General features: G+C 31.5%; 15 protein-coding genes, 1 tRNA gene and 1 pseudogene. 5 read left to right on the top strand and 12 right to left on the bottom strand.

The window, feature by feature from the left end; genetic code table 11:
• The first annotated feature begins 195 nt into the window (after positions 1 to 195).
• Positions 196 to 2,937, top strand: coding sequence for a T9SS-dependent M36 family metallopeptidase (locus tag Q0772_RS05470; protein ID WP_298341178.1), 2,742 nt, complete (start codon positions 196 to 198; stop codon positions 2,935 to 2,937).
• 66 nt (positions 2,938 to 3,003) lie between these two features.
• A complete protein-coding gene (locus Q0772_RS05465) occupies positions 3,004 to 3,453 on the top strand; it encodes a nucleoside deaminase (protein ID WP_298341176.1) in 450 nt (149 codons plus the stop codon).
• Positions 3,454 to 3,568: 115 nt separating this feature from the next.
• On the opposite strand, the gene Q0772_RS05460 is transcribed toward Q0772_RS05465, so the two are convergent.
• Positions 3,569 to 4,240, bottom strand: a complete 672-nt coding sequence (locus Q0772_RS05460) for a 50S ribosomal protein L25/general stress protein Ctc (RefSeq protein WP_298341174.1) — start codon at positions 4,238 to 4,240, stop codon at positions 3,569 to 3,571.
• A 44-nt stretch (positions 4,241 to 4,284) separates the two neighbouring features.
• The gene (locus tag Q0772_RS05455; RefSeq protein ID WP_298341172.1) at positions 4,285 to 5,226 is read right to left on the bottom strand and encodes a ribose-phosphate pyrophosphokinase; all 942 of its coding nucleotides are present in this window, start codon (positions 5,224 to 5,226) and stop codon (positions 4,285 to 4,287) included.
• Between the two features lie 147 nt (positions 5,227 to 5,373).
• Here Q0772_RS05455 and Q0772_RS05450 point away from each other — a divergent pair.
• Positions 5,374 to 5,455, top strand: a tRNA-Leu gene (locus Q0772_RS05450).
• A gap of 142 nt (positions 5,456 to 5,597) precedes the next feature.
• On the opposite strand, the gene Q0772_RS05445 is transcribed toward Q0772_RS05450, so the two are convergent.
• The 10 genes and pseudogenes from Q0772_RS05445 to Q0772_RS05400 form a co-directional block, all read right to left on the bottom strand.
• A complete protein-coding gene (locus Q0772_RS05445) occupies positions 5,598 to 6,737 on the bottom strand; it encodes a type II secretion system F family protein (protein ID WP_298341170.1) in 1,140 nt (379 codons plus the stop codon).
• Complete coding sequence (locus tag Q0772_RS05440; RefSeq protein WP_298341168.1) at positions 6,737 to 7,201, bottom strand: hypothetical protein; 465 nt, start codon at positions 7,199 to 7,201, stop codon at positions 6,737 to 6,739. Before Q0772_RS05440 ends, Q0772_RS05445 begins: the two co-directional genes overlap by 1 nt.
• Positions 7,191 to 7,487: a hypothetical protein gene (locus Q0772_RS05435; protein WP_298341166.1), complete on the bottom strand. Its 297-nt coding sequence runs from the start codon at positions 7,485 to 7,487 to the stop codon at positions 7,191 to 7,193. Before Q0772_RS05435 ends, Q0772_RS05440 begins: the two co-directional genes overlap by 11 nt.
• Positions 7,488 to 7,510: 23 nt before the next feature.
• Positions 7,511 to 8,782, bottom strand: a complete 1,272-nt coding sequence (locus Q0772_RS05430; RefSeq protein ID WP_298341164.1) for a hypothetical protein — start codon at positions 8,780 to 8,782, stop codon at positions 7,511 to 7,513.
• Positions 8,779 to 9,240, bottom strand: coding sequence for a hypothetical protein (locus Q0772_RS05425; protein ID WP_298341162.1), 462 nt, complete (start codon positions 9,238 to 9,240; stop codon positions 8,779 to 8,781). Before Q0772_RS05425 ends, Q0772_RS05430 begins: the two co-directional genes overlap by 4 nt.
• A complete protein-coding gene (locus Q0772_RS05420) occupies positions 9,230 to 9,589 on the bottom strand; it encodes a hypothetical protein (protein WP_298341160.1) in 360 nt (119 codons plus the stop codon). Before Q0772_RS05420 ends, Q0772_RS05425 begins: the two co-directional genes overlap by 11 nt.
• Before the next feature lie 3 nt (positions 9,590 to 9,592).
• Positions 9,593 to 10,255 carry a hypothetical protein gene (locus tag Q0772_RS05415; RefSeq protein WP_298341158.1) on the bottom strand — a complete coding sequence of 221 codons (663 nt, stop codon included), beginning with the start codon at positions 10,253 to 10,255 and terminating at the stop codon, positions 9,593 to 9,595.
• Between the two features lie 276 nt (positions 10,256 to 10,531).
• A pseudogene (locus Q0772_RS05410) lies at positions 10,532 to 11,086 on the bottom strand (transposase).
• A 109-nt stretch (positions 11,087 to 11,195) separates the two neighbouring features.
• On the bottom strand, positions 11,196 to 11,807 hold the full coding sequence (locus Q0772_RS05405) for a hypothetical protein (protein WP_298341155.1): 612 nt from the start codon (positions 11,805 to 11,807) through the stop codon (positions 11,196 to 11,198).
• Positions 11,808 to 11,832: 25 nt separating this feature from the next.
• Complete coding sequence (locus Q0772_RS05400) at positions 11,833 to 12,810, bottom strand: hypothetical protein (protein ID WP_298341153.1); 978 nt, start codon at positions 12,808 to 12,810, stop codon at positions 11,833 to 11,835.
• Between the two features lie 349 nt (positions 12,811 to 13,159).
• On the opposite strand from Q0772_RS05400, the gene Q0772_RS05395 reads away from it, so the two are divergent.
• A complete protein-coding gene (locus Q0772_RS05395; RefSeq protein WP_298341151.1) occupies positions 13,160 to 13,795 on the top strand; it encodes a DUF4433 domain-containing protein in 636 nt (211 codons plus the stop codon).
• Between the two features lie 4 nt (positions 13,796 to 13,799).
• The gene (locus tag Q0772_RS05390; protein ID WP_298341149.1) at positions 13,800 to 14,852 is read left to right on the top strand and encodes a macro domain-containing protein; all 1,053 of its coding nucleotides are present in this window, start codon (positions 13,800 to 13,802) and stop codon (positions 14,850 to 14,852) included.
• Positions 14,853 to 14,874: the final 22 nt, after the last annotated feature.

Raw genomic sequence — 14,874 nt, 5'->3', positions numbered from 1 at the left:
TTATTAGGCTAAAAACTGTTTAATCTATGCTAAGTATGTTTGCAGGATAAAAGATTTTTAAAAACTCATAAAAATATCAAGGATAAACACATGTTTTTTGTCGATTAAATTGACGAATAATCATCAATTAACAAGTTCTGTTGCATTATTTGCGATAATATAATTATATTTGATCGACTAATTCAAAAAAATAATATGGAAAGAAATTACAAAAAAATTGTAATAGTCGTTTTTTTACTTGTCTTTACTTTTTCAGCTAAAGCTCAAAGCGAACTAAGCAAGTCAAAATACGCTGGAATAATTACAAGCTATCTAAACAGTAGTGAGAATGCATCAAAAGTATCAAATTCCGATTTATCAGATATTTACGTTAACAAAGAACTATTTTCTGAGAAAACAGGTATTGCTAATGTATACTTAAACCAGAGATTTAAAGGAATAAAGATTTTTAATTCAATCTCAGTTGTTGGTATTAAAAACAATAAGGTTTTTCATTATGCTGATAAATTCAAATCAAATATTGAATCAAAAATTAACACTTCAACTCCTTCTCTAACTAAAGAACAAGCTATTCAGAAAGCTGCATCATATTTTAAATTAGGGGATACAGGTAATGTTAAACTTATTAATCAACTTGAAGAAAAAACATTTTTTTCTAAAGGAGCTATTTCTCAAGAAGATATCCCTCTAGAACTAGTCTATTTCCAATTACAAGACGAATCTTTAAGATTATCTTGGGATTTGAGTATTTATACACTAGACAGTAAACACTGGTGGAGTATTAGAGTTGATGCAGTAACAGGAGAAATTTTAAACATAAATGATTGGATTGTAAGCTGTAATTTTAAAGGAGATCATACAAGTCATGGAGTTAATCACAATACTAAATCATTACAAAAACCGACCATCGATTTATTTAAAACTAATAATTTTTTAGTTGCTGATGGATCTGAATATACCGTTTTCCCAATACCTGTAGAAAGCCCCAATCATGGTAGTAGACAAGTGGTTTCTGAACCAGCTGATGATATTGCTTCACCCTTTGGATGGCATGATGATAATGGTGCTGTAGGAGCAGAATATACGACAACAAGAGGTAATAATGTTGTAGCACAGTTAGATGATGATGGTAATAACGGCGAAGGGTTTTCACCTGATGGAACTGCTAGTTTAGATTTTAATTTTAGTTTAGATCTTAATGCAGAGCCTGCAGTTAGTAGAGAAGCCGCCATAACAAATTTGTTTTACATGAATAACATCATGCATGATATTTGGTATCAATATGGATTTGACGAAGCATCAGGTAATTTTCAACAAAACAATTATGGTAAATCATCTCCTAGAACAGCAGGCGATCCAGTTAATGCTGATGCCCAAGATGGGAGTAGTTTAAATAATGCAAATTTTGGTACACCTCCAGATGCAAATAGCCCAAGAATGCAAATGTTTTTATGGAACACACCCAATACGGTTCCGCTTTTAACAATAAACAATACGTCACTAGCTGGAGGTTATTTAGCTGTTTTACCATCTAATGGAGAGGGAGATAACGGTACTGGTAACATAACACGCCCCAATGAGACGCCTATTACCGGTGATGTTGTTCTTGTGGATGATGGAACTACTGCAGGAGAGGAAGGCTGTAATGCTTTAACAAATGGAGCCTCTGTTGCTGGAAAGATAGCTATAATTAGAAGAGGTACTTGCCCTTTTACTGATAAAATCCAAAATGCTCAAAATGCTGGAGCCATAGCCGTAATAGTTGCAAATCATAACAACCCAGATAATGACCCAAATTATGTTGAATATGTAAATATGTATGGTGTAACAAATCCCGTTTTCACAATACCTTCTATATTCATAAATTTTACTGATGGTGAAGCTATAATATCTGCTATAAACAATGCTGAAACAGTTAATGCTACCATAGTTAACAATCCAGGAATTCTTCTTGATGGAGATTATGATAATCTTGTAATTGCTCATGAATATGGACACGGTATTTCTAACAGACTAACAGGAGGAGCCTTTGCTTCTGATTGTGTTTTAAATTGTACTGAGAGAGATAGTGAAGGTCGCTGTGTTCCTTCAACAAATACTGAGGTGATGGGTGAAGGATGGTCTGATTGGTTTGGATTAATGTTAACAATGAAATCAAGTGACTCAGCTTCAGATAGTAGAACTGTTGGTACATTTGTTTCAAGTCAACCCACAAATGGGTCAGGTATTCGACCATTTCCTTATAATCCAGATACAAATGTTAATCCGATGACTTACAATACAACAAATGATACTGCTAACATCAGTGCGCCACATGGTGTTGGATCAGTTTGGTGTACAATGCTGTGGGATCTTACATGGAAGTACATTGAAAAATATGGATTTGATCCAGATTTATATTATGGAACTGGAGGTAATAATAAGATTATGCAGATAGTTATGGACGGTCTTAAACTACAGCCATGTAACCCTGGTTTCGTTGATGGTAGAGATGCTATTTTAGCCGCTGATATAGCCTTAACAGGAGGAGAAGATCAATGTATGATATGGGAAGTATTTGCCGCTAGAGGCCTAGGCTTAAATGCAAACCAAGGTAGTCCTCTATTGAGGGTGGATCAGACAGAAGATTTTACAATGCCTGACCCTTCAGACCCTTCATTAGCAAATTGTACAACATTAAGTGCTGCAAAATTTAATACTAACGATTATAGTATTTTCCCTAATCCAACATCTAGTCTAATTACGCTTAAAGCTAAAAAAGATTTAGGAGACGTTACTCTAACATTGGTTGATATTAACGGAAGAGAAGTAAAAACTCTCAAAACTTCGTTAATAGGTGAAGTAGATATGGATGTATCTGCTGTACAAAGTGGTCTCTATATATTAAATATTAAAGGAGATTACATAGACACCAATGAAAAGATAGTAATTAAATAGACTTATGTTTTTATAACATATTAAAAAAGGCGAATTAAACATTCGTCTTTTTTTATTTTTGTAACTATGATAGAACCTTTTGATCATATCTATTTTATGAAAAAAGCCCTTTTGGAAGCTGAAATAGCTTTTGAAAAAGGAGAAATTCCAGTAGGTGCTGTGATTACCATTGATAACAAAATTATTGCTCGAGGACATAATTTAACAGAAACCTTGAATGATGTTACCGCTCATGCAGAGATGCAAGCTATTACTGCTGCCTCCAGTTTTTTGGGAGGTAAATACCTTAAAAACTGTACACTATATGTAACTCTAGAGCCTTGTCAAATGTGTGCTGGTGCGTTGTATTGGAGTCAAATCTCAAATATCGTTTATGGAGCCAGAGACGAGCAACGTGGATGTATTAATTTAAAGACTAAGCTACACCCTAAAACAAATATAAAAGGTGGAGTTTTGCAAGATAAAGCCAGTGATTTATTGAAACGTTTTTTTATTATTAAGCGTAATTTAAATTGATATTTAGTCTATAAAACATAACCTTTATATTACTAAAAATAAAATATCACTAATAAAAAAAGCATTCTGATTCAGAATGCTTTTTTTATTGACATTTAATACTGTAGAATAATATTTATTCTTGTGCTGCTGGTGCTTCTGCCCCTTCAGCTGCTGGTGCTTCTGCCCCTTCAGCTGCTGGTGCTTCTGCCCCTTCAGCTGCTTCTGCGCCTTCTTCTTCTTCCTCTTCGTCTTCAACTGCGACTCTAGAAGTTTTAATTTGACATACAACCGTATTATCTGAATGTAAGAAAGTGTAGTTTTCACTTGGTAATTCACCAACTGCAACCTTATCACCAATTTTAAGAGGTGTAATATCTATCTCTATAAAATCTGGTAAGTTAACAGGAAGTGCTTTAATACGTAGTTTTCTGTTATTTCTTCTTAAAACACCACCGTTTTTAACACCTTTTGAATTACCAACAAGTTGTACAGGAATGTTAAGTGCAATTTCTTTATCCTCAAATAATTGGTAAAAATCTACGTGTAGAATTCTATCTGTTACTGGGTGAAATTGAATGTCTTGGAGTACTGCGTTTAAAGTTTCTCCATTTTCTAGCTCAATCACAACTGTATGCGCATTAGGCGTGTATACAAGTTTTGAGAAAGCCAATTCTGGTGCAGAGAAATGCACAGGTTTGTCTCCTCCGTATAATACGCAAGGAACCTGACCAGCATTACGTAAGGCTTTTGTTGCTTTCTTGCCTACGCTTTCTCTTTGAGATCCGTTGATTGTAATTGATTTCATTTTCTATTTATATAATTTGATTAATACTCTTTTTTTAATGTGATTTACATCACGAATTTAGAACTGATTGATCTATTATGATGAACTTTATCCATAACTTCTGCGAATAAATCAGCACAACTTAATACTCTAATTTTTTCGTTTTGCTCTTTTATCGGAATAGAATCTGTTGTTATTAATTCTTCCAGTTTAGAGTTTTTTATTCTTTCATATGCAGTTCCAGATAATATAGGGTGTGTACATATTGCCCTAACACTTAATGCTCCTCTCTCCATCATTAAATCTGCGGCTTTTGTTAAAGTCCCTGCAGTATCAACCATATCATCCACTAAAACTACATTCTTCCCAGTTACATCACCAATTAATTCCATATGAGATATAACGTTAGCTTTTGCGCGTTGTTTGTAACAAATTACAACATCGCTCTCTAAAGCTTTTGAATATGCATAAGCTCTTTTAGAACCTCCCATATCTGGTGAAGCTATGGTTAAGTTAGGCAAGTTTAAACTTTTTAGGTATGGCAAAAATATTATAGACGCGTATAGATGATCAACTGGCTTTTCAAAAAATCCTTGAATTTGGTCTGCATGCAAATCCATGGTTATAATCCTTGTTGCCCCAGCTGCTTCTAGCATTTTAGCTACTAATTTAGCGGCTATTGGCACACGAGGCTTGTCTTTCCTGTCTTGTCTTGCCCAACCAAAATATGGCATAACAGCTGTAATATGTCTAGCAGATGCACGTTTAGCTGCATCAATCATCAATAACATTTCCATTAAATTTCTTGGTTCTGGATGCGTTGATCCAATAATAAAAATTCTAGTTCCACGGATAGATTCTTCATAAGACGGTTGAAATTCTCCATCACTGTAAGTTGATGTGATAACCTTACCTAATTCTGCTCCAAAAGCTTTAGCAATTTTCTCACCCAATACTGTACTTTGTGTACAAGCAAAAATTTTAGCTTCAGTTTTTACAACACCCATGGTTAACTAGTTGTTTTTATTGTCTTTATAAAGACTCCTTTTTTTAACGAGGTGCAAATTTAGACATTTATTTCTACCTAAAAAGTATATTGCACAGTATTTTATAGTACAATATAGAAAAAAACTATATTTTTGCAGTCCAAAATTGCTCAAGTGGCGGAATTGGTAGACGCGCTGGATTCAAAATCCAGTTTCTTCGGAAGTGTGGGTTCGATTCCCACCTTGAGTACAACATGGGACAAATCATTATTTTTTGATTTGTCCCTTTTTTATTCACTTGTAAATCAATATTAGTATTAGAAATTTTAATACGTATTGGATTGACATCTTCGGTTCAAACTTAATTTTTTTCAAAATGGAGCCTTTAAATCTTACCCCATAACACTACTCAATTTAAACATTGGCAAATACATAGCAATTAAAATCACACCAACTAAAACACCAACAATTAAAATAATAAAGGGCTCCATAAGTGTAGAAAGCGTTTTTGATTGCTGCTGTACTTGAATATTATACTGCATATTAAGTCTTTCAAAAATGTATTCAGTTTGATTCGTTTCTTCTGCAACTTTTACAAGAGCAATCATCTTATCATCAAACAATTTATGCTCACTTAAACTGTCACTCAATGATTCTCCTTTTAATACATGTTGTTCAACAGTTTCAAGAGCATATTGTAAAGGATAAAAATTTATCATCTGTTTTACTAATTGAATACTACTAACAACAGGTACTTTTGAGGCTGTTAATAACGAAACTGCTTGCGTAAATTGAGATAAATAAACCGTTTTAACAAAATTGCCAACAAACGGTATTCTTATAATAAATATATCTTTTAGTTTCTTGAATTTTTCGCTTTTATTTAAAAATGATTTTGATAGTATTAACCCTAAGAACACCAACAGAAATATACCTCCATAAGCTTTCATAAACTCAGACACCTTAATTATAAGCTTTGTTATTGTTGGCAAATCTACACCTTGTTGCTTAAAAATATCCTGAAACATGGGCACAACATAGTTTAGCATAAATACCACCACAAGAACTGCTGTGCTTAATATAATAACGGGATATGTTAATGCACTAATTAAGTTGCTTCTTTGTTCATTCTTTCTAGTAAAGAAACTTCCTAATTGTTCAACCACCTGAGCAATTGTACCCGTTTCTTCCCCAATTTTTATAGAATGAAACTCGTAATTAGTGAATTGTTTATGTGATTTTAAAGCGTCGGATAAAGTTTGTCCTGAAACAATATCTCTAGATATGGTATTTAATATATCTTTATTTGGTTTTTTCTTTTGTGATTTCTCAATAAGCTCTAAAGCGGATTTTAATGATACGCCTGCTTTTAACAAAACACTTAGTTCTATATAAAAATCTTCTTTAATTTTATTAGAAAAAACATTATTGAATAACGTAATTTCTTTTTTTAAAAAAGATAGACCCTCATAAGGCTCCTCCTTTTTTATTTTAGAAACGGACTGCGATATTTTATTTAACTGAAACCCCATTAATTCATGTATAAATTGGCATCATTAACTTTATAAACAAAAATCTGCTGCCTTTGAAAAGTTTTTTGAGTTTCAAGTTTAATGGCATCTAATTCATCATTTTCAGTTTTGTCCCCATTCAAAAAAAACAACTTATCTTTTAATTGTATACTTAACGTATCACTCTCCTTAATTATATAATTATTAGTAAATCTGTATGAAGTAGAATCTAATTCAGAAATAAAAATCAACTCATCCTCAATGGCATTGTATGTAATCCTTGAGTAGGAATTAAAATCTATCCATAACGCTTGTTCTAACTTACTAAGCTCGGTATTATTATTAAAATTTTGTTTGATGCTAAACATGTTTTTTTGAACCAAAGACAAAACAGAAAAAGCAATCCCTACTACAAGGCTAGTTAAAATAATAACCACCACCATTTCACTTAATGTAAAAGCACTTATTTTAGCGTTATTCTTCAATAGTTTCTTTGGTAATAATTTTATTCGTTATGGTATTTATAGCTTCAGTTATTACTATGCTTTGATCATTTTCTTTTATTTTTTTTAGACTTACTTCCCAGGTATTAAAACCATCATAATAGGGTAAAGTGAGTTTATCATTTTTAAATAAATACTCTAGTTCATTTAAATGCGCATTAATGTTTCTTGTGTTTTTTTTAGTAGTATTTGAAAACAAGTTGTTTAATATCATACTCGCTACCATAAACACCACAACAATTAATACTGTGGCTACTAATGTTTCCATAAGTGTTGAGGCTTTTATTTTTTTTAATATAACCATTTAGCAATACCTTTTTTTGAATTTTCGAATTCTAACCCTATATACTCCTCTGGCAACTTATTAATATTTATTGTTCCATTATAAATATGATTTTGATAAGCTGACCCTGATTGATTAGCTACAAAACCCGAGGTAAACAAACTACCATAAACCTTACCCAATAATTCGAGGTTTTGGTTACAATACACCTCCCCAACAATAGTTGCTTTATCATCAATTAGCACTTGCGCTTTATAATTTTTTGTTTTCCCCAAATACACAACACAACCACTTATCTTAGAGCCAGAATTGATTTTTAGTGATGGTGTATTATGCTGATTATTTATTGAAGCTTGAGAAATGTTATTACTTTCATTCAATACAATTGCTGAAGGATAATCTAATTTACAATGACTACTAACAATAATTTCCTTAGTTGCAAAAATTTGAAAATTGCCTTCCACCCCATTTTTAAGTTCTATTTCTGGAGCAATTAAAATAACATCCTTTAATTTAGATGAAGCATCAACAGTAATTTTTGTTTTTGACTGAACAACAATGTTTCCAGTTAATTTTACACCAGTTAATCTTATATCAAACGAATTATAAAATATTTTTAAAGGCTTATAAAATGAATTTTTAAAGCTTTTTACTACTTGTAAATCAATAAATTGAGTGGCATCAACACTTATAAATTTTTGACCAATATTTTCAACACTTTTTAATACTGAAGAATTTAATATTGGTAAATTATTACTCAATCTTTGTTTGCCATAAATTAGATGCTGACCATAATAAGCATGTCCAGATATATTTCCAGTCCGTACACCTCGCTTTGGTATATATGTAACACCTACAATTCTTGTATTACCAACAACCACTAAAGGCTTATTATGGTTTTCTAAATACAATGCTATTCTATACTTTTCAGGTTGACTTGCTCCAATCAAACCCATTTTTTTAAAGCTTTTATTCTTTATACTTGAAACTGACACCACTTTTTCAAAAACACCCCAAAAATCACGGTGCACTTTTAATGTTTTATAATCCTCATCTTGTAATTCAACAAGAATAGTATCGTTTAATTGTAAGTCGTTTTTTAATGCATATAAAATGCCTTTATCAGCATTACTTATAGTTTCTATAGTATGGCTCGTCTGAACTTTAAACGTGTTGTAGGTATGTATAAGAATAATAAAAGCAGATAACAATAATGCAATTACCACCACAATAAACATTGCAAATTGTAGAGCTCCCGCTTTTAATTTAAAAAACATCATGTTTTTGTTATGGTTTTTATTTTTCCTTTATAACGTAATTGCACATGTTTACTGGTTCCCTTAATTAGCTTTATGTTTTTCACAACCTGTCCAATTTTCATTAAATATTGAGACCCTTCAATAGAAATCACATAAACCACAGCCTTTTTATTTTGATTAGATATATTACCATGATAGGTAATAGGTTTCCATACCACAGGTTGTTGTTTCAATTTTGACAATGTGCTTTTTGAAGTCTGCTTAACCAATCGTGTTCCTAAAAATGGATCTCTATCTGCGGTTTGAATAGAAAAGGTATCAACTTCTGTTTCTGCTTTAGGGTTAAAAGCTATTGCAAAATCTTGATTAACCACTTTTTCTTTTTCAGGGTTAACAGCAGATACTATTTGATAGCCTATAGCACCCCAAATAGCCAGTACCAAAACTAAAAGCAAATATGTTTTTGTTTTACTCTTCAATTGAAAAAGAGTTTATGGTATAGTTGGTTTGATATCCTGAATTTTCAGCACGTATACGCCACTGGTAATTTTTAAAACTTAAAGTGGTTGAAAAGCTTGTGGTGGTTAGCGTGGTGTCTTTTACAATTTGTTGTGCGCTTTCAAAACTTGGTGTTGCTATTTGTAGTCTATAAGATTCAGCATCTTCTAGACCATCCCACGTAAACACAATGGCTCCTGATTGTAAAATGATTTCATTTTTAGGTGCTAAAACAGTAACTGTTTTATTTGAAATATCTGCAACCTCTATAAGTTCTTCACAAGAAACCAAACCTATTAGGGTAAAAACATAAAACAATAGTTTCCTCATTTTCTATAACTTAAAATAGTTGATTTTCTTTTTGGCTCTTTTAGAAGACTTATAGGTATTATTAGGGCAATTGGAATAGTTGTCTACAATATCAACTATTTGTAGTTGCCGTCTGCTGTCTTCTTGCCAACAGCAGTTGGAGGTACTGTATTGAAACACCACACCATCATCCAACAAAATATTTTTATGAGTATTATTTTTATAAATACTTAAAGCATATATCTTGGGGTTTTTTTCGATTAAAAAAACCGCATCGGCAGAAGTTAGAGCCCCATAATGTTTTTGATTAAACGCAACGGATATATGCGTGAGCACATTAGCATATTTATTATGGCTTAAATAGTTTTTAATACCTTTATTTTTTTTGCTGTTAATGGCATCAACAAGCTCAATTTTATCTGCCAATATCAATTCGATATATTTAGGTTTCTGTTCCAACGAATCTATATATATAATGGAAACGTTGGAGTTCTGTAACTGACTGGCTTTTTCAAATTGTTTAAACGACTGTTTTTTAAAAACAACAGGCTTTACTTCAAGTTTTATAGGTTTGCTGTAAGCAGGAAGTCCGCTGTAACTAAAGTCCTTTTGTAATAAAAAATCTTTTTCTGATCCTATACTCCCCAAAGCTAATTTTTGGGTAGTTGGTGTTTGCGAAACACCCATAAAATCAGTGCTTCTACAACTTGTTATAAAAACGAGACAACTAAGTAGTAACAAAAACAATATTCTCATGTGTTGATATTGATATGTTTAGAAAAATACTGTATTTACGTTATTGCCTGATAAGGTTTAACCTTACTTTTGGTAAGGCTTGTAAATTATTCAGCATACCAAATACTGGGAAATTATTTACTTTAAAATCGATTTTTGATGATTCAAATCAAGCTACTGCTATGCTTTACATAGTGGCAAAAAGGCCATAAGCAACAACTAATTCTTTTAAAAAAATCCGATATCATCAATTTCTAGAATAGTATGATCTTCTTGAAAATTTCTTGCACTTGAGTATTTCCAATCCTCTGCATTGGCTACAAAACCACTTTCTACAGGGTTGTTATGTATATAATTTATTTTTTGCTTAATAACTCCTTCGCTCCATAATTCAATTGGGTTGTTATGATGCTGCCAAAACTGATATTTGCTTATGTTTCCTCGCTTCTTACCAGCACGCTCAAACATCCATAACAACCATTCTTTTCTGCTTTCTTGTGGATTGTTTTATATAGTTTCTATTATGTTTTTAGCTGTATAACTTTTAAAATCTCTTAATAACTCCATAGGTTGATCATTTACAGACCTAAATATAAAATGAATATGACTTGGCATAAAACAATAACAATATAATTCCATGCCCTTTTCTTTTCTGCAGTAATCTACACTATCTGCTAACAAATCAAAATAAATTTGCCTCGTAAAAACATCTATCCAATTAACGGTTGCAAAACTTACAAAATAAAGTCCTGACTTATTATGAAACTTATATTTTCTACTCATGTATCTAAAATACAAAAGCTACTCTAATTTAGAATAGCTTTTGTTTTACTTACTCCTTTTCGGCACTCGTTGCAAACGAGCGCTAGCGGGGGTTTCTGCATTTCTTTAATTACCATTCGTATTTCAATATATCATCATTAGTAGTATCGGTATTGTAAAAACCTATTTTGATATTAGTTACATAATCCTCTTTGAGCTTAAAGAACCCTTTTATAGGTTTATCATCAAAAATTAAAATGTCTTTTTCTACTTTAAATATATTTCCCAACCTTTCTATTAAAAGCTTTTTTGTCATACCGACTTCTATTGAATCATCAAGCAGTTTTACGCCTCTTTTCCACAAATTGATTTCAATAAATTCATCAGTGTCTTTATTATATTTATATGGGTTTATATCATCATAAACAATCATTTTTCCAACAATATTAGATAGGTCTCCTTTTATCAAATAATAGACTCCAAAAAAATTATCTTTAGGTTTTTTTATAAAAATTTCAGTGTCTTTTTTAGATAAAAAACTTGTTGTAACATTATCAACTTGTCGTTTAATATTTTTTATATCAACTTTTAAGTCTGTAGTTACGATATCTTTGGATTGAACTTCCTCTTGCTGTTCAATATTATTTACCTTAAATGACGTTGAAGAAACTTCTGTGTTTTTCTTTTTACAAGAAAACACTAACAATAATGCAATAAAAGCCACTACTATATTATTTCTCATATTTTTAGAATTATCTTTTTAATTTTTAAAACTGTCCAGGCATAATTTCATCTCTACGTATCCTACTTCCATTAGGCAAATTGATATAAAATTGTTCTTCTCCTGCTCCTGCGTTTGCTCTTAACGTAGTTGAAGCACTTGGTAATGCACTCGGCATAGGTGTAATACCAGCTGGTGTAATTGAATTTACAGGGGTTGGTGGATTAAGAGTTCTATTCATCAACCTAATCACATCTACACTTGGTCCAATTCCTTGAGAGTTTGCTTGGTCAAACGATATAAACTCTTTTGAACTTGGGTCCCATACCGTAAACTCCATAGTATTTATGTTTTCAGGATTTGGATTTGGATATCCTAGTCCTACAGAATCATTTGCTCCAATAACTGTTGCGCCCGTTATTTCTGATAATCTCTGAGCGAACGAAGAAGGGTCTCCTGAACCGCAAGTTCCAGAATTACAATTACCAATGAATATTACTGCATTGTCCGTAAAACTTACTTCTCCATTTTTAATAGCTGTATTTAACTGGTCTAATCCTGATGTGGTTACATTAACATCTGAATAGTTGCCACTCGCATATATTCTACCAGGAACACCGTGACCCCATATTGCAGCAAAACCAATTCCTTGTGAGTCTGAAGCTGATGCCGTTCTGAATGCACTTACAAAATCTGATGTACCTTGATTTGGTGTATTGATGTTTGTATGTTGTGCATTTGGTTGTGCTTGCTGTATAATATCTCCTCTATATCTGACATCTTTACCAAAAGTGATAGCTAAAACAGCTTCAAGTCCTTCTAATTCAAAATGACTTGTAACTTTATTTTCACTAAAAGCATAAGGTGAATTATAAAAGAATTTCTCTGCAAGCGGGTCAATACTCATAAACCTACCAATTGCTGGGTCATGATTTCTCCACTTAAAAGACAACCAATTTAAACCGAGCTCATCATTTCTTTCTTGTCCTTTAAAAGTTTGATATTTATTTTCAGTACTATTCACAACGTTGTTATAACCTTTATGACGTAACCCAAAGAGTTAATACATTGCTAGCAAAAAAGAGCTATACCTTAGTTTTTATTTTTTTACCAATATGTCTAAGAACATATAACAAAAATAAGATTTACCAATAATATATAGGTAAGGCAAAAGCTTACTTTTAGTAAGGCTTGTCAATTATTTTAAAGAACGTTTTACTATTACCAAATCTAAAGAATTATAGGCTATTGTCCTAACTATTTTAGTAATATAACTTATTGTGAAACTCATATTTAACATTTAGATTTGAATTAAGTTTTACTTAATAATTGGGCTAAAAATAACTATATTGCCGGTAGTAAAATATTAACAATTGCCAGACTTAGATAAAATATGGGTATTCAGAATGATAGCATTGGATAATGTTGAATCTGATTTAACTAACGGTCTATTTTCTAAGTTAAATTCTCCCAATAATCCAAATAGAAAAGACATTGGAAACACTGAAATAATAAGTGAACGAAGTAGAAGGACTGTTAATTGTTATCCAAACTCTGTAGTTAACAACTATGTTCCATTTTACTTTTCCGTAAAGACTCCTATGTTATATAATATTTATACTGGGCATGGAGTACCTAAATTAAGTCAACCAAATATTGTATATTTATGTGTTCCACTATTAGACTTAGCTACTCCAAATTTTCAATGGTGCTTTACTGACGGTAATGCTGCTAAAGTAATAACTAGTTATTTTAATAATCTGAACGATATTAATAAAATTGATTGGCGTTCTATTACTTCTAGTGATTTCAAGCATGATAATGCCGATGGTGATGAAGATAGAATTAGAAAAAAACATTCTGAATTTCTAGTAAAGGACTATGTTCCAAATAATAAAATTAATAGAATAGCAGTTTATAATAACAGAACGAAAGCTATTGTTGAAGAAATTGTTCAAAAGTTAGGTTTGGACATCATTGTAATAGTCAAAAGAGATTTTTACTTTTAAAGACATGAAATTTATAACAGGAAATTTATTAAATGCCAAAACCCAAGCAATAGTTAATACTGTTAATATAGTTGGTGTAATGGGTAAAGGTATTGCTCTACAATTCAAAGAAAGATTCCCACAAAACTATAAAGCTTATGCTGATGCTTGTAAAAAAGGATTAGTTATAGCTGGTAAAATGTTTGTCTTTAACGAATCTGATTTGTTAAACAATGAAAAAATTATAGTGAATTTCCCAACCAAAGAACAATGGTATCGCAAATCTCAATACAGTTATATTGAGGATGGTTTGAAAGATTTGGTTAAAGTTATTAAGGATAATAATATAAAGTCTATTAGCATTCCTCCTTTGGGCTGTGGTAATGGTGGTTTGAAATGGGATAAGGTAAAGGCGATGATGATAAAATATTTAGGTGATTTAGATGATGTTGAGGTTGTTATATATCAACCTAATGAAAAAATCAAAGAGATTCTTCAAAAAGAAAACATCAAAAAAGAAGTTAAATTAACTCCAGCCAGAGCAATGCTATTATATGCATTATTCAAATATGAAAGGTATGGAGAATATACTACGGTTTTTACAGCAAATAAATTAGCTTATTTTCTTCAGGAGAGCGGGGAAAATTTAAAATTAAAATTTGAACCGTATACTTATGGTCCTTATGCCCAAGCAATAGAGAAAGTACTATACGCATTAAATGGGAAATACCTAAGAGGTCTTGAACAAATGGATGCAAAACCTTTTGAACCTTTAGCATTGAATTATGAGAGATACGATGAGGTTAATAAATTTGTTCAAGAGAAATTAAGTCAAAATCAAAAAGATAGATTAGAAAGTCTATTTGGTGCTATCAATGGATTTGAATCAACTTTGTCATTAGAGGTACTTTCATCAGTTCATTATATAAAACAAGAATATCCTAAAATTGAAATGAAAGAAATTCTTTCTAAAATAAGAGAATGGAATAAGAGAAAGAAGGCTTTAATTACTGAACAATATGTTCAATTAGCTTATGACCATTTAAACGAATATGGTCGTACATTAAATTTTGCATAATTGATTTACTCTGGCGTATGAA

This window comes from uncultured Algibacter sp. (assembly GCF_947490405.1).
In the GTDB taxonomy this organism is placed as follows: Bacteria; Bacteroidota; Bacteroidia; order Flavobacteriales; family Flavobacteriaceae; genus Algibacter_B.
Note: the sequence above shows the minus strand (reverse complement) of the source record. Positions and strands in the feature narration are given on the sequence as shown.

What these genes read in the sequence shown, in the direction of transcription:
- Q0772_RS05470 (WP_298341178.1), top strand. Translation starts at nt 196, where the DNA reads ATGGAAAGAAATTACAAAAAAATTGTAATAGTCGTTTTTTTACTTGTC.
- Q0772_RS05465 (WP_298341176.1), top strand. Translation starts at nt 3,004, where the DNA reads ATGATAGAACCTTTTGATCATATCTATTTTATGAAAAAAGCCCTTTTG.
- Q0772_RS05460 (WP_298341174.1), bottom strand. Translation starts at nt 4,240, where the DNA reads ATGAAATCAATTACAATCAACGGATCTCAAAGAGAAAGCGTAGGCAAG.
- Q0772_RS05455 (WP_298341172.1), bottom strand. Translation starts at nt 5,226, where the DNA reads ATGGGTGTTGTAAAAACTGAAGCTAAAATTTTTGCTTGTACACAAAGT.
- Q0772_RS05445 (WP_298341170.1), bottom strand. Translation starts at nt 6,737, where the DNA reads ATGGGGTTTCAGTTAAATAAAATATCGCAGTCCGTTTCTAAAATAAAA.
- Q0772_RS05435 (WP_298341166.1), bottom strand. Translation starts at nt 7,487, where the DNA reads ATGGAAACATTAGTAGCCACAGTATTAATTGTTGTGGTGTTTATGGTA.
- Q0772_RS05430 (WP_298341164.1), bottom strand. Translation starts at nt 8,782, where the DNA reads ATGATGTTTTTTAAATTAAAAGCGGGAGCTCTACAATTTGCAATGTTT.
- Q0772_RS05420 (WP_298341160.1), bottom strand. Translation starts at nt 9,589, where the DNA reads ATGAGGAAACTATTGTTTTATGTTTTTACCCTAATAGGTTTGGTTTCT.
- Q0772_RS05415 (WP_298341158.1), bottom strand. Translation starts at nt 10,255, where the DNA reads ATGGGTGTTTCGCAAACACCAACTACCCAAAAATTAGCTTTGGGGAGT.
- Q0772_RS05405 (WP_298341155.1), bottom strand. Translation starts at nt 11,807, where the DNA reads ATGAGAAATAATATAGTAGTGGCTTTTATTGCATTATTGTTAGTGTTT.
- Q0772_RS05390 (WP_298341149.1), top strand. Translation starts at nt 13,800, where the DNA reads ATGAAATTTATAACAGGAAATTTATTAAATGCCAAAACCCAAGCAATA.